The following is a 17,619-nucleotide window of genomic DNA, read 5'->3' as shown; positions in this document are numbered from 1 at the left end:
ATTTCCCAGTATGTAAGACCCCTTGAAGACGACGAGGTAGATAGGCTGGGGGTGGAAGTGCAGTAATGCATGGAGCTGACCAGTACTAATCGGTCGAGGGCTTATCCAAATTGCAGGTTCTAGTCGCAAATTTCGTTTCGAATCTAGTTTTCAGAGAATGATCTCTGAGCGTAGCAGCATCGTTTGGTGGCGATGGCGGAGGGGTTCCACACGTACCCATCCCGAACACGACCGTTAAGCCCTCTAGCGCCGATGGTACTTGGACCGAAGGGTCCTGGGAGAGTAGGACGCTGCCAAGCGAACTCTTTCATCTTACATAGAAAACAGGCTCTGCATGTTAGCGTTGTACGATGAATTGCATTTGCCCTGCAAATGCATATTATTCCCTGATAGCTCAGTTGGTAGAGCACTCGACTGTTAATCGAGTTGTCACAGGTTCGAGTCCTGTTCGGGGAGCCATTTGCTCTCATAGCTCAGTAGGTAGAGTGCATCCATGGTAAGGATGAGGTCACCGGTTCGATCCCGGTTGAGAGCTTTGGAAATGGGGCCCGTTGGTCAAGGGGTTAAGACACCTCCCTTTCACGGAGGTAACAGGGGTTCGAATCCCCTACGGGTCATAGGATGGAGGCTTAGCTCAGCTGGGAGAGCATCTGCCTTACAAGCAGAGGGTCGGGGGTTCGAGCCCCTCAGCCTCCACCATCTTTATTATTGGGGATTAGCCAAGCGGTAAGGCAACGGACTTTGACTCCGTCATGCATAGGTTCAAATCCTATATCCCCAGCCATTTATTAAGAGCCATTAGCTCAGTTGGTAGAGCACCTGACTTTTAATCAGGGTGTCGAAGGTTCGAGTCCTTCATGGCTCACTTGTTACATGCGCGTGTGGCGGAATTGGCAGACGCACTAGACTTAGGATCTAGCGTCTTTGACGTGGGGGTTCAAGTCCCTCCACGCGCATCCTTTATAAGCGGACGTGGCTCAGCGGTAGAGCATCGCCTTGCCAAGGCGAGGGTCGCGGGTTCGATTCCCGTCGTCCGCTCCAATAACATATGCGCCCTTAGCTCAGCTGGATAGAGCGTTTGACTACGAATCAAAAGGCCGGGAGTTCGAATCTCTCAGGGCGCGCCATTATCATCAATATCGGGATGTAGCTCAGCTTGGTAGAGCACCTGGTTTGGGACCAGGGGGTCGCATGTTCAAATCGTGTCATCCCGATTTTATAATTACGCGGGTGTAGTTCAATGGTAGAACTTTAGCCTTCCAAGCTAATAGCGTGGGTTCGATTCCCATCACCCGCTTATATGATTTTAAGAGCAGCCTCTACATCATGTAGAGACTGCTTTTTTCTATGAGACAACGTTTAGGGAATTGTATAAAAACGTAAGAAGAAGCCAAGGCCTCCATGTGTAGAAGGTCTTGGCTTCTTGTGCTCTGTACCTCATTTAATACATCCAATGAGACAGGCTAAAAGGGCTTCTAAACACTTTAGTAGCGTTTAGGAACCTTCGTATAGCTATTAACGTTCGTGACGGTCAGAAACTTTTCTACGCATACCTGCTAAGCCGAGGAGTCCGAGCAAACCGAGCCAGCCCCAGTCCATATCATTGTCTCGGTCAGTCGCAGCATTTGCACGAACATTGTTCGTACGGTAGTCACCCGTGTTGTAGTTTGTGCTGTTCATTTGTGTTCCACGGTTTTGATCCATACCTTGGGTTGCTGAACCATTCGCAGCGGCAGGTCCAGCCAATGCTGCCACCAGAAGTGTAGAAGCAATAATTGTAGATACCTTTTTCTTCATTAGATGTCGCCTCCTTTTTGTTTGAACTATATCTAATCTGCCTTTTACTAAATGAAATTATGTAATTGTTCTTACGTTAAAATATCCCTCTGGCATAAGTGATCATGCTGCATAAAATAGCCCACCAATATTGGCTAGCCAAGGAATCGATTTACCCTCAAACCTTTGGAATCCAGGATGGACTTTAATGAAGAATCATTTAAAACAGCTTAAAGAAACTATTTTGATCATTGAAATGCATTTAAGCACATAATTAGGCATTAAATCTGGCTTGGTTACATCACAAATCAACTTCGTTTAAAGCCTCTAACTTGTTGTTTCCATAAGGGGAGGTAGCAAATGATAATAATTTTTAAATTGATACTTTAATTTATTACATCACTGTGGTAAAGTATACAAAAGCTTGCTTTGCCGGTCATGTTTTTGCATGGGAATTGAACTGCATAAATCATGGAAATGATATTATACTCTTCTGTATGAGTATATTTAACGCTGCTGTATATTTATAAATTATAACGAATATGTATAAGATATTTGTTTATATAGAGCATGTGAAAAAGGTATCATGCGACAAGCTTTTGCTCATTAAATGAAGCAAATTAAGAAAATGAATAATAAAGTGCGTTTTTGTGCGGAAAATCGGGGATAATCCCCTTTTTTACTAATAGAAAAATAAAGATTTTCGTACCATTTTATTGTATGATGTTATGAAGGTGTCAAATTTACGTGTACGAATGTGAACGATCAGATGGGAGGATAAGCATGACTGAAACTATGGTAACCGCCAGCAAAAGCCAATCTAACAACCTGCTCCGGCGAGACGTGCGGTTCCTGGGCAATATACTCGGAGAAGTTCTTGTCCATCAAGGGGGCACGGAGCTTCTCGATATCGTTGAGAAAATTCGGGAAACGAGCAAATCGTTGCGTGCAGAATTTTTGCCTGAACTGTATACAGAGTTCAAAACGATGATCCAGGAATTAGATTCTGAAAATCGTCACCAGGTCATTCGAGCTTTTGCAATTTATTTTCAATTAGTTAATATTGCTGAACAAAACCATCGGATCCGGCGTAAACGGGATTATGAACGATCTGCAGGGGATGCAGTACAGCCTGGTTCGATCGAGAAGGCCGTACAGGATCTGAAGGAACGCGGATTGTCTCATACCGAAGTCGAGCAGATTCTGGACGAATTGTCGCTGGAACTGGTTATGACAGCTCACCCAACCGAGGCTATGCGCCGGGTTATTTTGGATATCCACAAACGGATATCTGAAGATGTCATGCTGCTTGATAATCCTACGCTGACGTTGCGTGAACGTGAACAATTGCGGGAGAAACTGCTGAACGAAGTTATTACACTCTGGCAGACAGATGAGCTTCGCGACCGCAAACCGACTGTACTGGATGAGGTACGGAACGGAATGTATTATTTTCACGAAACGTTGTTCCACGTACTTCCGGATGTATATCAGGAGCTTGAACGCTGCCTGAATAAATTTTATCCTGACCACGACTGGCATGTGCCGACGTATTTGCGCTTCGGTTCCTGGATCGGTGGAGACCGGGACGGAAATCCTTCGGTAACTTCAGATGTAACGTGGCAGACGCTGTTGATGCAGCGCAAGCTCGCTTTGCGTGAATATCAGCGGATTATGATTGAGCTCATGGGGCATCTCAGCTTCAGTACGAACATCATCCACGTGTCGGATGAATTGGCTCAATCCATTGAGCAGGACCGCAGCTGTGTCACTTTGAAAAAAGTAGACATTTGGCGTAATGAGAAAGAACCTTATCGGATCAAACTGGCATACATGATTGCCAAAATGAATAATGTACTTGATGAAAATAAAGTCGGACAGCCGGACCGTTATGACAGCGCTCAGGAATTGATCGATGATCTGATGATTATTGACCGCAGCCTGCGCCATCATTTTGCAGATTATGTAGCGGATACGACGGTTCGCAAAATGATTCGCCAAGTGGAGCTTTTCGGATTCCACACGGCTGCGCTGGATGTTCGTCAGCATAGTCAGGAACATGAGAATGCGATGGCCGAAATTTTGGCGAAGATGAACATTGTTGAAGATTATGCTCGTCTGACAGAGGACGGTAAAATTGATTTGCTGGCTCGCCTGCTCGAGGATCCACGTCCATTGACTTCTCCATATCACCAGTATAGTGAGGGAACAAAAGAATGTCTGGATGTATTCCGTACAATCAAACGTGCACAGAGCGAGTTTGGTACAGGATGTATTACAAGTTATCTGATCAGTATGACGCAGGGAGCAAGTGATCTGCTGGAAGTCATGGTATTTGCCAAGGAAGTAGGATTGTTCCGTAAAGGACAGGGCGGAGAGATTATTTCGACACTTCAGGCTGTGCCACTGTTTGAAACGATTGATGACCTTCATGCAGCTTCTGACATCATGCAAAAGCTCTTCAATCTTCCGGTATACCGCGCAAGCGTAGCTGCCCGGAATGAGCTGCATGAAATCATGCTTGGTTATTCAGACAGCAACAAGGATGGCGGAGTGGTAACGGCTAACTGGGAGCTTCGGGTAGCCATGAACGCCATTACTGCTGTGGGTAATAAGCATGGCGTCAAGCTGAAGTTCTTCCATGGTCGTGGCGGTGCATTGGGACGTGGAGGCATGCCGCTTAACCGCAGTATTCTTGCACAACCACCTCATACAATTGGTGGGGGAATCAAGATTACCGAGCAGGGCGAAGTCATCTCATCCCGATATTCCCTTCAAGGTATTGCTTACCGCAGTCTGGAGCAGGCGACATCGGCATTGCTCACAGCTGCCCTGAACGGAATGGAGCCACAAGAATCAGTCTCTGAACAACACTGGGATAGCATCATCAAGGATATTTCCGAGGTATCTCTCACGAAGTATCAAGATTTGATCTTCCGTGATCCGGACTTCTTCAAATTCTTCAAGGAATCAACACCGCTGCCGGAGGTCGGAGAGCTCAACATTGGTTCAAGACCATCCAAACGGAAAAACAGTGATAAATTCGAAGACCTGAGAGCAATTCCATGGGTATTTGCCTGGACTCAAAGCCGCTACCTTCTCCCTGCATGGTATGCAGCTGGAACAGGATTGCAAAGCTACTACCAGAATAAAGAGGAAAATTTGGCTGTCCTCAAAGACATGTATGCCAACTTCCCATTCTTCCGTACACTTATTGATACGGTACAGATGGCTATTGCCAAGGCAGATCTTGTAATTGCCAAAGAATATTCCGCAATGGCCTCCAACAAGGAAGCGCGTGATCGTATCTATGGTCAGATTGAGTCTGAATTCAAACTGACAAAAGAGCTGATTCTGAAAATTACCGGAGAAGAAGAGATTTTGGATGATGTACCGGTAATTCAGGAATCGATTCGTTTGCGTAATCCTTACGTTGATCCATTGTCCTATATGCAGGTGCAGCTGCTTAGCGAGCTGAGAGACATGCGTGAGCGCGGGGAAGATGATACCGAATTGCTGCGTGAAGTGCTGCTGACGATTAACGGTATTGCTGCAGGACTCCGCAATACAGGCTGATGCATTACTTGACCCATATGATTCATGTAGTGAATAGTTAATGGAATTGGACAATAAAATGCACGGTTCTCTTCGCAATCTTGTGTGAGAGATGAAACGGGACTCCAGTAGGAGTTCCCGTTTTTACTGTTTTTGGTGGATATTTTCCGGCACAGTCTTGATTTTTGACCAAAGTTGATTTACGATTTGATTGGTGAATTACAAGTGTGGACGGGTATCAGAAGGCGGAAGACCCATCAGCATGTCTGGGGGAATAAAGGTGGACAATTTGGAGAACAGGCTGGTTAAGCTGGTCCTAAAGGGTGATCAGCGGGCCTTTGCAGAAATCGTAGAACTATACAAGGACAAGCTATTTCATTTGGCATACCGGATGCTGAACAATCGTCATGAAGCTGAAGACGTTGTACAGGAGACGTTTTTGCGTGTGTTTCGTAATATGGAGAAATATGATCCGAACCAGAAGTTTTCAACCTGGATTTACCGGATTGCAACCAACTTGTGTATCGACCGTTTACGGAGAAAGAAACCATCTTACTCTTTGGATGCCGAGTTGAATGATCAGGAAGGATCCGATGGTTATTCCATGCTTCCGAGTGATGATCGTACACCAGAGAGCGAAGCACTATTGTCAGAAACTCAGACGCTCATTCGTGAGGCTATAGACAGTCTGCCGGCCAAGTATAAGTCCGTCATGATTTTGAGATATTTACAGGACTTGTCGCTGCAGGAAATTAGTGATGTCACAGGCATGCCCGTAACAACGATCAAAACACGTGTGCACCGGGGCCGTGACTTTTTGCGTAAAAAACTGGAATATAAGCTGTAAATCCATTTCAATTTTTTTAGGCGAAATTATTTGAAACATATCCGAAACGGATGCGTATGTAATGTATGCAAGTCTTATGCGTTGTATTTGAAGATGCATGGACTAAGTGATCTAAGAAAGGATTGGCTCTCATATGGATTGCAACTCGGCCGTCTCTTTAATGCATGAATGTTTGGATGAGTCGTTGTCCCCGGCCCAGAAGGTAGAACTGAAAGGTCACCTTGTTACCTGTCCGGAGTGTCGCATGCGCTTTAAAGAGTTGGAACAGACGGAAATGCTGCTCTTTGCCATGAAACGTTATTCACCGTCTGCCTCGGATGAGCTGACCAATCGTATTATGAATGCTCTGCCACAGCCCAAGAGACAACAGGTATGGCTCAAATGGGTCAAAGGACATCCCGCGCTGACGGCGGCAGCCTTCTTTTTGGTCGTGATGCTCTTTAGCGCTTGGAGCTTCTGGGATCAGAATAACGAAATGGTCGTTAAGGGGAATAATCTGGACCAGATCGTCATTGAAGGAAACACGGTAATTGTTCCTCAAGGCAAGTCAATTGCGGGCGATCTTACGATAGAGAATGGTACCGCCCAGGTATATGGTGATGTAGATGGCAATCTGACGGTGATCGACGGACAACTGTATCAAGCTTCGACGGCGCATATTTCCGGTCAGGTGAAAAGCATTGATCAGGCGCTGGACTGGTTCTGGTACAAAATAACCAATATGGTGAATGAAGTGGCTTACCGCTAGCACAGGGTGAATTCTTCAATGGTATATACCAAGCAGGGTACCTCCAGTATGCATGGGGTACTCTTTTTTTATTGGTAAGATTGTAATTTTTGGTATTTGTGTTGTTTCTGCGCAGTTTGTGACTGCCGTAACTTGCAACCTGAACGTTATCGTTATAACCTAGATACTAAAGAGAACATACTACTACATATAGAAAAGCATTTTGCATCTATCCAAAGGCGGTCTTCCAAGCGGCAAGATATAGAATGAACTGGTTATATTCGTCTATATATTGTTGTACCGGGGAACACTCTTTCCCTCCAACTTATACGGCCGGAGGCTTGTCTGTGTCGGATGTGCAAAAGCTAAGACCAGGGATTACATAAAATCCTAATGGGTTAATATGAGATCAGGGTTTACTCATCAATGGGGATAGCGGGGGCTAGCTTATGAACTATTTTGCTGACTTAACGTGGAAAGAGTCCATTAAGGACGTTATCGATATATTGATTGTTACCTATATTATGTACAAACTGATTTTACTTGTACGGGGTACACGTGCAGTACAGCTGCTCAAGGGCATTCTGTTCCTTGTGGTGATCTGGGCACTAAGCACATGGCTAAACCTGTATACACTCAAATGGCTCATGAACCAGATGTTTACATTTGGTGTGGTAGCCGTCTTTATTATATTTCAACCGGAACTGCGCCGCGGTCTGGAGCAGCTGGGACGTGGTAAATTGTTCGGACGCTCCACAGCAGCCAGCGATGAAGAATTAACGGTGTTAATTGGCGAGATTATTAAGTCTGTGAATTATTTGTCCCGTCGTAAAATTGGTGCACTTGTGGTCTTCGAACGAGAAACGGGCCTGAACGATTACACCGAATCCGGAATTCAGATGCAATCGTTGGTTAGCTCGGAACTGATGATCAATATCTTTATCCCAAATACACCGCTCCATGATGGGGCTGTGATTATCCAAGGCAAACAGATCTCTGCAGCGGCATGTTATTTGCCTTTATCCGAGAATCCGTTTATTAGCAAGGAACTTGGAACACGCCACCGTGCCGCAATTGGTATTACGGAGGTAGCCGATGCAATCTGTCTGGTTGTCTCGGAGGAGACTGGACAAGTATCGCTGGCGATGAATGGACAGGTCGTTCGTGACATTAAGGAAGAGTCGCTGATTGCCAAGTTATATGAAGAGCTTCGTCCAACATCCAATTTAAATAAAAAGAATAACTGGACTTCTTTCTGGAAACGGAAGGGGGGAACGAAGTAATGGATAAATGGTTCAACAATAATAACTTTGCCAAAATCCTTGCGCTTGCAGTAAGTTTGCTGCTCTGGTTTATGATTCATCTGGATGAAGTTCCTACCACGCCAACGATTGCTACAGGTACAACCAACAAGGTAGTAGAGCGTACCGTACCTGTTCAGCCTTATGGCCTTGACAGCAACTCGTATGTGCTCACTTCATTAAGTACGGATGAGGTGCGACTGGAGATCAAAGGACAGCGTTCCATGTTAACTTCCATATTTACAAATGATGATTATAAGGTACTCGTTGACCTGAGCCAGGTCAAAGATGGCTCCAATACGCTGCCGCTCGTTCCCGATCTGCCTTCTGGCGTCGAGGTGGTTAGCATGGAGCCTTCCATGGTTACAGTCAATGTTGAAAAATTGGGCACCAAATCCTTCAATGTGAATATTGTACCCGAAGGAGATCCATCCGCTGGTTACAGCCTTGGGACGCCTGTCGTTGAGCCAACGGGTCCGGTTAAGGTAACTCTTCCCGAAGGGCAGTTGGACGCTGTAGCGAAGGTACAGGGCAGTGTGAGTGTGAAGGATGCAAAAGATGATGTAACGCAGAAAAGGGTGAAACTGCAGGCATATGATGCAGAAGGCAAAGTACTTGAAAATGCAGTCATTACGCCGCAGACCGTTGAAGTTCGCATTCCGGTTAATCAGCCCTATAAATCAGTACCCTTAAGAATCAAATATTCAGGACAGCTGCCGGAGGGATTGGTACTGTCCAGTGTGGAACCAAGCGTGAAAGAAGTCTCGGTTTACGGTACGGATGAGGCGCTTGCGGGTATACAGGCCTACGACCAAGTTACCTTGGATCTGACACAATTTGAAGAGGCCGGTACATCGACAGTTAACGTGGACTTGACGCCGCCTTCGGGTTTTGAGAAAATCGAGCCTAGTTCGATTCAGATCAAGGTTACTGTGTCACCTTATGATGAGACAGAGGAGACAACAAAGGTCTTTCCCAATGTCCCCATAACCCTTACGGGTGTGGGGAACGGTTTGGAAGCTGCACTGGTCACGCCAAAGAGCGGCGGTGTAAATCTTACACTGAAGGGTTCTCCGAGTATGCTTGAAGGTCTGAGTGGCGAGGATATCAAGCTGACGGCAGATCTTCAGGGGCTTGCCGCCGGGACACATGATGTGAAGCTGGATGCTGAATTACCCCGATTTGCTGAGCTGGATGGTACCTCTACTCCCTTGAGCGCTACAGTCAAGATCAGTGAAAAAGCAGAGGATACGACGGTTCCCCCAAGCGAAGAGCCCACGGATGAAGGAAATGCCGGGCCGGAGCCTTCGCCTGCAGAAGTGGAGAACGGAGAAACGGATCCTGCACCTGATGAAGGGGAAACGACAGAATCGAATACGGAAAATCAGGAGCAGCAAACCCAGCAAGGTAATGCAACGAATAAAGGGAACTCGGGTAACAGCAGCGGTAGCGGCGGTACCAATGGCTCGAATCCGTAATGATTCAGATTGATTTGATAAAATAACTATTTGATGCTCTTATATGATGCGAATAAAAGGAGTTAGATCATGGGGAAATATTTTGGTACAGACGGTGTAAGAGGTGTTGCCAATAAAGAATTAACGGCGGAGCTGGCTTACAGCATCGGTCGATGTGGCGGTTACGTGCTTGCTGGCGGCGTAGAGAGACCCAAAGTGGTTATCGGGATGGATACCCGGATCTCGGGACTGATGCTGGAATCTGCGCTGGTTGCAGGTCTACTGTCCATCGGTGCAGATGTCATCCGTCTGGGCGTTGTATCCACTCCGGGAGTGGCCTATATTACTCGTTTGCTTAAAGCCGACGCAGGAGTCATGATTTCGGCTTCCCATAATCCGGTAGAAGATAACGGAATCAAGTTTTTTGGCGGGGACGGTTTCAAATTATCTGACGAGACGGAGAACCGGATCGAAGAACTGATGGATGCTGAAACGGATCAATTGCCACGTCCTGTTGGCGGCGGATTGGGTACCGTAACGGTAGATGAGCAATCGCGCTACAGTTATCTCGAATACCTGAAAACAACCGTAACCGAGTCGTTCTCTGGACTTAAAATTGTACTCGATTGTGCTAACGGAGCAGCTTATGAGCTTGCACCTAAATTGTTTGCAGAGCTTGGGGCGGAAGTCATTGCAATTGGTGCTGAGCCCAACGGCCTGAATATCAATGAGCAATGTGGTTCCACACACCCGGAGCATCTGAAGCAAGAAGTGCTTAAACATAAAGCGGATCTGGGTCTAGCTTTTGATGGAGATGCGGATCGTCTGATTGCTATTGATGAAACGGGCGCAGAGGTCGATGGAGACTTCATTCTGTGCATCTGTGGTGATGCAATGAATCGTGCGGGCAAGCTAAAAGACAGTACAGTGGTATCCACCGTCATGAGTAACATCGGATTTTATAAAGCGACGGAGAAGCTTGCACTGAAAACAGCTAAAACGGCTGTGGGCGACCGCTATGTGATGGAGGAGATGCGCCGCGGTGGGTATAATCTGGGTGGTGAGCAGTCCGGCCATGTTATTTTCCTGGATTACAATACAACCGGAGATGGCATGCTGACAGCTATTCAACTCGTGGATACCCTCAAAGCATCGGGCAAGAAACTGAGTGATCTGAAATCACTAATGACTCAATACCCACAGGTTCTGGTCAACGTACGTGTGGAAGACAAGAGCAAATACGAAGGTAATGCTGCAATCGAGCAGGCTATTGCTACAGTAGAACAGCAGCTTGGTGATAATGGACGTGTTCTTGTTCGTGCGTCTGGTACAGAATCTCTGATTCGTGTTATGGCAGAAGGACCAGATAAAGGTGAACTGGAGCAGTTTGTATCCCAGATCGCAGACGTGGTGCAAAAGGAACTGGTTTAACACCTTAGATATACATTTTGTGTACACATTCCCACTGTGGGATGGCCATCATAGAATGTTATAATAAAGGGTATATGCTTGAAGCAAGAACAGTAAACCCGCGTCCCGACTGGCAAGGCCTAAGGTCTGATAATCCGGTCGGGATTGTGGGTAAATATGCTGATTTGGTCACAGGTACTTTGCTCCATTGCAAAATGAACCTGACGTGCATATAATGAGTGGAGTCGTCATTCAGACACAGAAAGTGAGGATCGTAAGGTATTAGTTACACAAGCGCCAGAGCTTGAAGTTGCGCGGGAAGGATTCTGAAGCGGTATGGATCTTGGAACTCAAGATTCACTGATCAGGATCGACGGCAATCAAGCTGACGAGGTGGAGGTGTTCGGATTGTTCGGCGGGGACCTCCCGGTGATGCACCATAGCCGTAAACCGGATTGCGGAAAATGGATGGGTGACTGTCCACACAACGCGCCGGTAGGTGCAGGAGTAAACTAAAATTCAAATGAATGTGCGCGAAGAGCAAAATAGGTGCGCGGACGGAAAAATGATGTACATTCATGATTGCATTCATAACATCTTATGATGACTGAAGAGCGGCAAGAGGCCGGTCTGATCATTGATAATTGAATAGGTAACTGGTATTCATGATACATTTAGGCAATCATTCATTTTTTCGATATGCCGCGACAGCCTGTTTCTCTTCGTGACACAGTATTCATATACAAACGGAGGAACTAAACTATGTGCGGTATTGTTGGATATATTGGTAATAAGAACACTCAATCGGTATTGGTCGAAGGATTGAAAAAGCTCGAGTATCGTGGTTATGATTCTGCAGGTATCGCGGTATTCACACCGGAAGGTCTGCAAATCACGAAAGCTCTTGGTCGTCTTGCGAACCTTGAAGCCAAGCTGGATGGAGCACCACTGGTAGGTAATGCCGGAATCGGACACACACGTTGGGCAACTCATGGTAAACCATCGGATGAGAACTCCCATCCACACACGGATGGAAGCCAGAAGTTCTCTGTTGTTCACAACGGGATCATCGAGAACTATCTCGAACTGAAGGATGAACTGATCTCTCAAGGTCATACGTTCACTTCCGAGACAGATACTGAAGTTATCTCTCACCTAATTGCACGTGAATACAATGGTGATATCGTTAAAACAGTGCAAAAAGTGACCACATTGTTGCGTGGTGCATTCGCACTGGGTGTATTGACAGAGCATGAGCCGGAGAAACTCGTAGCTGTGCGTCAAGCAAGTCCATTGATTATTGGTATTGGTGAAGGCGAGAACTTCATTGGTTCCGACATCCCGGCAATTCTGGAACACACACGTAACGTGTACATTCTGAATGATGGTGAAATGGCTGTTTTGACACATGATGCTGTCGAATTGATGACGTTTGAAGGCAACTTTATTTCTCGGGAAATGATTCGTGTCGATTGGGATGCTGTAACTGCAGAAAAAGGCGGATTCGAGCACTTCATGTTGAAAGAAATTCATGAGCAACCAAAAGCATACCGTGATACCATGCTGGGTCGCATCGACAATGAAAGCAAAAAGGTTCAACTTCCTGAGTTGAAAATGACTGAAGAACAAATTAAAAATATTCGTAACGTTCAAATCATTGCATGTGGTACTGCGTACCATGCAGGTCTCGTTGGACGTACAGTAATTGAGCAATTGGTACGTATTCCGGTTGAAACGGATGTTGCTTCCGAGTACCGCTATCGTTCCCCAATCGTGGGCAAAGATACACTCGTTATCGTGGTAAGCCAATCTGGTGAAACTGCGGATACGCTTGCTGCACTGCGCGAAGCACAATCCAATGGTGCACATGTACTGGCAATCACGAACGTAGTGGGCAGCTCCATTGCACGTGATGCAGATGATGTGATTGCAACACTGGCAGGACCGGAAATCGCGGTTGCTTCCACCAAAGCATATACATCACAGTTGATCGCATTTAACTTGCTTGGTCTGTACCTTGCACAAGTGCGCGGTACACAAACAGCAGAAGAGATTGCACACACCCTGGTTGCAATGCAGGCATTGCCAGAGCAAGTGGAGTCCATGCTGGAGCAAGCGGATGCGATCAAAGGATACGCAGAGCAAATCTCCAAACATCAACATCTCTTCTTCATTGGCCGTGGTCTCGATTATGCGGTAGCTCAAGAAGGATCGTTGAAACTGAAAGAGATCTCTTACATCCACTCTGAGGCATACGCTGCAGGTGAGTTGAAACACGGTACACTGGCATTGATCGAAGACGGTATTCCTGTTATTGCCTTGGCAACACAAGAGAACGTACTTGAGAAAACAGTGAGCAACATCAAGGAAGTAAAAGCACGTGGTGCGGATGTACTGGCAATTACGTATGAAGAGCACGTAGCAAGCTTGCTGAAATCCGTAGACCAAGCGTTTGCGATTCCTAAGACACTGCCACTGCTCAGCCCGGCGTTGTCCGTAGTTGCATTGCAATTGCTGGCATACTACGCTTCCCTGGCACTGGGTCACGATGTGGATAAACCACGTAACCTGGCGAAAAGCGTAACGGTTGAGTAAGAGGTAAATCGTTCGTTTCGATAATGGATAAGAGTAGTGAATGGTATTCATGAAATCCTAAACTAATGTAATTGTTAGTAAAAAAGATGATATGACTTGGTCATATCATCTTTTTTTGTTATCCAGTATACTGAACATAAGTTTTTTCATCATCCGATCAATTTAGATAAACATATTCCAAGATGAAAGAGGTAAAATGATGGCGACTTGTGCAGATGTGTTGATTGTGATCGATCTACAAAATGGCGTATGTTACAGTGGTGAGAACCAATTGTATGAGTTGCCGAATTTACTCGATAGAGTCAATCGGAGAATTGCTAAGTATAGAAAATTAGATAAACCCATCATTTTTGTTCAGCACGGTGATGAAGAATTAGTGCCTGGAGAGGAACCATGGGCTATTCATTCCGATCTGGATGTTCAAGAGCAAGACGTTTTTGTGCGGAAAATACATGCGAATTCATTTTATAACACCAACCTGAAAAGCCTCTTGGACCAATTCACTGTAAACCGTATTGAGTTTTGCGGAGCGCAAACCGAATATTGTATGGATGCTACGATTAAATTTGCTCATGGGCTGGGATACGAAAACTACATGATACATAATGCAACCTCTACTTTAGATAATCGATGGATATCTGCAAAACAGACCATTTCCTTTTATGAACACATATGGGGGGATCGATTTTTGAATTGGATAGATGATGAACTGTAGAAGTTGGATAGATGATGAGTCGTAAAAAACGCGCATAGTATATAATCACTACATTAGCATTAATCAGTCGAGTGTAAATATATGTAAGAGTTAATAACATTAATCTAAGTAATTGTAATGTAGTAAAGGGTCCTGATGGCATTAAATACTGTCATAGGACCCTTTTTGTTATCCAACAATAAGCTGTTTTTCTTTGTTTGAATATCAGTACATACTGTTTATGCCTTTAAGGTTTGGCCGGTCAGTTAAAGCTCCTAATATAGCTTTGAGACAAACGTACTATCACTTACGGAAGCCATCCTCTTATCACTCTTGTGAACAGGTTTTGATTATGCCCAAGTGGTAATCGTATCAACCGGGAGGCGATAGGAAGGATGTCCATCTTTGACAGCTTTGCCTATGGAAATCAGCATCACGGGTTGAAAACGTTCTTTGTCCAGGCCAAAGACTTCGGCAATTCGCTCTTTATCATAACCGGCCATGGGATTGGTATCATATCCGTGGGCACGGGCAACGAGCATGAGCTGCATACTAATAAGGCCTGAGTCAATGAGATTCATGTCACGCAGCTCAGATGGGCTCATGCTGGCATAATAAGGTTTTGCCTGCTGTATCTGCATTTCCTTGATATCCTGCGGCATGTATCCCAATTCGACTGATTTACTGAAAATCTCGTCCATATACGCTATGTTCTCGGCATCGTAAAATACAGCAATAACTGCTGATGAGGTAAGAGCCTGTGTTTGGTTGAAAGAGGCCAGTGGGGCAAGCTTCTCTTTTCCTTCAGCACTGTCGATAACAAGGAAACGCCAGGGTTGCATGTTAATGGCAGAGGGGGCCCGGGAAGCCTTCGCCAATATCTCACTCAATTCCTCACGGCTGATTTTCACCTCGGGGTTGTAAACTTTAACGGAACGACGTTCCAGGACGATGTTATCAAAATCATTTGTTCTGTTAGATTGGCCAGTAGTTGTATCCATATCGTTATCTCTCCTCGATCATATTTGCGTGACTGGATTCAGGCTTTCATCCGACTCACTATGAGGAGTGTAAACTATGAAGTATACTTTATAGCAAGAGCACGAAGAGGGGCGATCCATATGAAAATTAGTGAAGTAGCAAAACAAGTAAACCTTCCTATATCAACGATCCGTTACTATGAAAAGATGGGGATTATCACGGATGATTATGTTCTGAGAGACCAGAATAACTACCGGGTATATGATTCAGGCATCGTGCAGCATCTGGATGTGGTGAAGCAAAGCTTGGCTGTTGGCTTTACGATTCAGGATATTCAATCCATGATCTCCAAAGCCGGATTTTCACGAAATGAACAGAGAAGCATTCTTCAGGATAAGATATCCGAAATTGAAGAAATTCAGAAGAAGCTGGAACACGCTAAACAAAATCTGTATGACATCCTTGAGACGGATATTACCTGTGAGGATGGATTCGGAAAGTAATAGATCACTTCAAATCAAACATGCTCCAGCAAATCCAGATAATATTGTCTCAGTGCTTCCTTCAAGCTGGCTGGCTTCATGATCTGAATGGATTTGCCATAGCCCGCAAGATAACGAATGATAAATTCAAGCTCATGAGGTTCATACGAACCAACAAGATAGGTATGTTCCGCATACATTTCGAGTTTCATGGATGGGAAGTGTTCCTGGTGAAATAGCTCTATTCCCGCTTCATTGATGTTGCATTGAAAGGGGATGGCTTGTTCGGATGGCTTCCAGAGCGAATGGGCATCCTGGAGATTCAACTCCTTGATATGATCCAAGGGTGCGATATCCGTTAGTTGGGGTGATGATATTCGGTCACATCGGAATACGCGGTACGCTTGCTTGTGCAGGTCATATGCCTGGCAATACCAGTAGCCTCTCATCGCATAAAGGGCAATGGGCTGGATGGTGCGTACATTGGAGCTGGTTACGTTTGAAGACGAGCTCTTGGTATGTCTGCTCGTGCGAACATTTTGATAAACAATCTGTATCACTGTATTCTGTACGGCGGACATCAATAGAAACTCCAGGTTCTCACTATCCTTAATTTGCTCCGTATGTTTGAACGAAACCCGATGCTGTATGTTCTGGATTTCCAGACGCTGCTTATCGGATAATGCGCTTATGAATTTCTCATGAATCGAACGGAAGGTAGCCTGAAAGGGCAGGTTAGAGAAACTCCGAAGGGCCTGCATGGCAAAATAAAGGGCACGAAGCTCTCCCGTATTAAACGATATGGGGGGCAGCTGCATCTGTTGAAGCAGACGATAACCACCGTACCTCCCGTACTCGGCATAGATGGGTGCACCGAGTTCTTCGAGTGAGGCGATGTCTCTGATCGCGGTTCGCTTGGAGATCTGAAACTCCTGCATGAGATCCTGCAGGGTAAACAGCTGTTTTTGATTAATAAAGCGCAGCATCTGGTTCATGCGTTCTGATTTTTTCATCGTAAAAAAACCTTTCAATGGTGCCATGTGTTGGCACCTTTTGTTGTTATGATGATAAGTGTAATCCAATCGAACCAAGGAGGCAAACGATAATGAATTTTGAAGTGATCCCATTTTTGTCGATGAACGGGGATGCGGCAGCAGCCATCGCATTTTACGAGAAGGTTCTGGGGGCCAAAGTGCTTTTTAAGAAAAGTTATAAAGAGATGAAGGAAATGAACCCGGGCTTCGAATACCCTGCAGGCCAAGATGAGTATATTACACATTCGGTGCTGGAGATTGGGGTAAACAAGATCATGATTGCAGAGGAGGCAATGGATCCGGAGAGACCGTGGCAGCTCGGAAACAGTACATCGCTATGTATTCAATCCAAGGATAAAACTACGATGGATCAGCTGTATACCTCTCTTGTGCAACATGAGGACGTGAAAGTGCTCGTGCCTTACGAACAAAATGAATTTAGCCCAGGTTACGGGATTGTGCGTGATCCGTTCGGTATTGCAATTCAGCTCTGTGTGACGGTGCACGATTTCTAACATAGAATCAAGGACGGGGGCTGCTCGCCCGGTTCAATAAAATATCATCAAAAGCAACAAAAAAAGAAGAACCACTGGTAACCATGGTCAAGACCCCATTTTGTAGACATTGAAAAAAGACCCTATGCGGCAAACTGACGTCGGTACTCTACCGGCGTCAGTTTTTTTAGTTTCCGTTGTGGCCGCCTTCTGTTATAAAAACGGATGTATTTTTCGATTTTGCTTTGTGCTTCGGTAAGCGTTCG

The 17,619-nt window shown here is 45.5% G+C and carries 15 protein-coding genes, 11 tRNA genes and 2 rRNA genes; 24 read left to right on the top strand and 4 right to left on the bottom strand.

Features of this window, described 5'->3' with window-relative positions; translation table 11 throughout:
- The 13 genes from GUA98_RS29080 to GUA98_RS29020 all read left to right on the top strand — a co-directional run.
- A 23S ribosomal RNA gene (locus GUA98_RS29080) occupies positions 1-109 on the top strand; the annotation flags it as partial.
- 73 nt (positions 110-182) lie between these two features.
- Positions 183-299 (top strand): 5S ribosomal RNA (gene rrf, locus GUA98_RS29075).
- 84 nt (positions 300-383) lie between these two features.
- Positions 384-459: transfer RNA gene (locus GUA98_RS29070), tRNA-Asn, on the top strand.
- Positions 460-462: 3 nt separating this feature from the next.
- Positions 463-535: transfer RNA gene (locus GUA98_RS29065), tRNA-Thr, on the top strand.
- A 10-nt stretch (positions 536-545) separates the two neighbouring features.
- A tRNA-Glu gene (locus GUA98_RS29060) sits at positions 546-617 on the top strand.
- 6 nt (positions 618-623) lie between these two features.
- A tRNA-Val gene (locus tag GUA98_RS29055) sits at positions 624-699 on the top strand.
- Positions 700-709: 10 nt separating this feature from the next.
- Positions 710-784 (top strand) — tRNA-Gln (locus tag GUA98_RS29050).
- Positions 785-792: 8 nt separating this feature from the next.
- Positions 793-865 (top strand) — tRNA-Lys (locus GUA98_RS29045).
- Between the two features lie 10 nt (positions 866-875).
- Positions 876-956 (top strand) — tRNA-Leu (locus GUA98_RS29040).
- A 10-nt stretch (positions 957-966) separates the two neighbouring features.
- Positions 967-1,041, top strand: a tRNA-Gly gene (locus GUA98_RS29035).
- 9 nt (positions 1,042-1,050) lie between these two features.
- Positions 1,051-1,127 (top strand) — tRNA-Arg (locus GUA98_RS29030).
- Between the two features lie 13 nt (positions 1,128-1,140).
- Positions 1,141-1,214, top strand: a tRNA-Pro gene (locus GUA98_RS29025).
- 12 nt (positions 1,215-1,226) lie between these two features.
- Positions 1,227-1,297, top strand: a tRNA-Gly gene (locus GUA98_RS29020).
- Between the two features lie 218 nt (positions 1,298-1,515).
- Here GUA98_RS29020 and GUA98_RS29015 read toward each other — a convergent pair.
- A complete protein-coding gene (locus tag GUA98_RS29015; RefSeq protein ID WP_193725189.1) occupies positions 1,516-1,797 on the bottom strand; it encodes a WGxxGxxG family protein in 282 nt (93 codons plus the stop codon).
- A gap of 762 nt (positions 1,798-2,559) precedes the next feature.
- Between GUA98_RS29015 and ppc the strand changes: the two genes are divergently transcribed.
- The 9 genes from ppc (at position 2,560) to GUA98_RS28970 (ending at position 14,383) form a co-directional block, all read left to right on the top strand.
- On the top strand, positions 2,560-5,352 hold the full coding sequence (ppc, locus tag GUA98_RS29010) for a phosphoenolpyruvate carboxylase (RefSeq protein WP_193725188.1): 2,793 nt from the start codon (positions 2,560-2,562) through the stop codon (positions 5,350-5,352).
- 259 nt (positions 5,353-5,611) lie between these two features.
- Positions 5,612-6,178, top strand: coding sequence for an RNA polymerase sigma factor SigW (sigW, locus tag GUA98_RS29005; protein WP_153980049.1), 567 nt, complete (start codon positions 5,612-5,614; stop codon positions 6,176-6,178).
- A gap of 133 nt (positions 6,179-6,311) precedes the next feature.
- Positions 6,312-6,926 carry a zf-HC2 domain-containing protein gene (locus GUA98_RS29000; protein WP_193725187.1) on the top strand — a complete coding sequence of 205 codons (615 nt, stop codon included), beginning with the start codon at positions 6,312-6,314 and terminating at the stop codon, positions 6,924-6,926.
- Between the two features lie 428 nt (positions 6,927-7,354).
- Positions 7,355-8,188 carry a diadenylate cyclase CdaA gene (gene cdaA / locus GUA98_RS28995; protein ID WP_095292238.1) on the top strand — a complete coding sequence of 278 codons (834 nt, stop codon included), beginning with the start codon at positions 7,355-7,357 and terminating at the stop codon, positions 8,186-8,188.
- Positions 8,188-9,684, top strand: a complete 1,497-nt coding sequence (locus GUA98_RS28990; protein ID WP_193725186.1) for a YbbR-like domain-containing protein — start codon at positions 8,188-8,190, stop codon at positions 9,682-9,684. Before cdaA ends, GUA98_RS28990 begins: the two co-directional genes overlap by 1 nt.
- Positions 9,685-9,753: 69 nt before the next feature.
- Positions 9,754-11,094, top strand: coding sequence for a phosphoglucosamine mutase (gene glmM, locus GUA98_RS28985; protein WP_095361678.1), 1,341 nt, complete (start codon positions 9,754-9,756; stop codon positions 11,092-11,094).
- A gap of 315 nt (positions 11,095-11,409) precedes the next feature.
- Entirely contained in the window at positions 11,410-11,589 is a 180-nt protein-coding gene (locus GUA98_RS28980; RefSeq protein WP_193725185.1) for a hypothetical protein, read from the top strand.
- Between the two features lie 246 nt (positions 11,590-11,835).
- Entirely contained in the window at positions 11,836-13,668 is a 1,833-nt protein-coding gene (gene glmS, locus GUA98_RS28975; protein ID WP_193725184.1) for a glutamine--fructose-6-phosphate transaminase (isomerizing), read from the top strand.
- A gap of 199 nt (positions 13,669-13,867) precedes the next feature.
- Entirely contained in the window at positions 13,868-14,383 is a 516-nt protein-coding gene (locus tag GUA98_RS28970; RefSeq protein ID WP_193725183.1) for a cysteine hydrolase family protein, read from the top strand.
- A gap of 329 nt (positions 14,384-14,712) precedes the next feature.
- Here the strand turns inward: GUA98_RS28970 and GUA98_RS28965 are convergent, their stop codons facing one another.
- Positions 14,713-15,363 carry a nitroreductase family protein gene (locus GUA98_RS28965; protein WP_193725182.1) on the bottom strand — a complete coding sequence of 217 codons (651 nt, stop codon included), beginning with the start codon at positions 15,361-15,363 and terminating at the stop codon, positions 14,713-14,715.
- A 120-nt stretch (positions 15,364-15,483) separates the two neighbouring features.
- Between GUA98_RS28965 and GUA98_RS28960 the strand changes: the two genes are divergently transcribed.
- On the top strand, positions 15,484-15,846 hold the full coding sequence (locus tag GUA98_RS28960; protein WP_193725181.1) for a MerR family transcriptional regulator: 363 nt from the start codon (positions 15,484-15,486) through the stop codon (positions 15,844-15,846).
- A 14-nt stretch (positions 15,847-15,860) separates the two neighbouring features.
- Here GUA98_RS28960 and GUA98_RS28955 read toward each other — a convergent pair whose 3' ends face one another.
- A complete protein-coding gene (locus GUA98_RS28955) occupies positions 15,861-16,838 on the bottom strand; it encodes a helix-turn-helix transcriptional regulator (protein ID WP_193725190.1) in 978 nt (325 codons plus the stop codon).
- A 92-nt stretch (positions 16,839-16,930) separates the two neighbouring features.
- Between GUA98_RS28955 and GUA98_RS28950 the strand changes: the two genes are divergently transcribed.
- Positions 16,931-17,374 carry a VOC family protein gene (locus GUA98_RS28950; RefSeq protein WP_153980043.1) on the top strand — a complete coding sequence of 148 codons (444 nt, stop codon included), beginning with the start codon at positions 16,931-16,933 and terminating at the stop codon, positions 17,372-17,374.
- A gap of 122 nt (positions 17,375-17,496) precedes the next feature.
- Here the strand turns inward: GUA98_RS28950 and GUA98_RS28945 are convergent.
- The coding region (locus GUA98_RS28945; RefSeq protein WP_193724950.1) for an IS3 family transposase at positions 17,497-17,619 on the bottom strand (123 nt) is incomplete at its 5' end.

This window comes from Paenibacillus sp. P13VS, from assembly GCF_015143645.1.
GTDB lineage: Bacteria > Bacillota > Bacilli > Paenibacillales > Paenibacillaceae > Paenibacillus > Paenibacillus xylanilyticus_A.
This window is presented reverse-complemented; position numbering and strand designations above follow the sequence as displayed.

Bases quoted from the DNA above. Each gene is read 5' to 3' on its own strand.
- GUA98_RS29015 (WP_193725189.1), bottom strand. From the start codon at position 1,797: ATGAAGAAAAAGGTATCTACAATTATTGCTTCTACACTTCTGGTGGCA.
- ppc (WP_193725188.1), top strand. From the start codon at position 2,560: ATGACTGAAACTATGGTAACCGCCAGCAAAAGCCAATCTAACAACCTG.
- GUA98_RS29000 (WP_193725187.1), top strand. From the start codon at position 6,312: ATGGATTGCAACTCGGCCGTCTCTTTAATGCATGAATGTTTGGATGAG.
- cdaA (WP_095292238.1), top strand. From the start codon at position 7,355: ATGAACTATTTTGCTGACTTAACGTGGAAAGAGTCCATTAAGGACGTT.
- GUA98_RS28990 (WP_193725186.1), top strand. From the start codon at position 8,188: ATGGATAAATGGTTCAACAATAATAACTTTGCCAAAATCCTTGCGCTT.
- glmM (WP_095361678.1), top strand. From the start codon at position 9,754: ATGGGGAAATATTTTGGTACAGACGGTGTAAGAGGTGTTGCCAATAAA.
- GUA98_RS28980 (WP_193725185.1), top strand. From the start codon at position 11,410: ATGGATCTTGGAACTCAAGATTCACTGATCAGGATCGACGGCAATCAA.
- glmS (WP_193725184.1), top strand. From the start codon at position 11,836: ATGTGCGGTATTGTTGGATATATTGGTAATAAGAACACTCAATCGGTA.
- GUA98_RS28970 (WP_193725183.1), top strand. From the start codon at position 13,868: ATGGCGACTTGTGCAGATGTGTTGATTGTGATCGATCTACAAAATGGC.
- GUA98_RS28965 (WP_193725182.1), bottom strand. From the start codon at position 15,363: ATGGATACAACTACTGGCCAATCTAACAGAACAAATGATTTTGATAAC.
- GUA98_RS28960 (WP_193725181.1), top strand. From the start codon at position 15,484: ATGAAAATTAGTGAAGTAGCAAAACAAGTAAACCTTCCTATATCAACG.
- GUA98_RS28955 (WP_193725190.1), bottom strand. From the start codon at position 16,838: ATGAAAAAATCAGAACGCATGAACCAGATGCTGCGCTTTATTAATCAA.
- GUA98_RS28950 (WP_153980043.1), top strand. From the start codon at position 16,931: ATGAATTTTGAAGTGATCCCATTTTTGTCGATGAACGGGGATGCGGCA.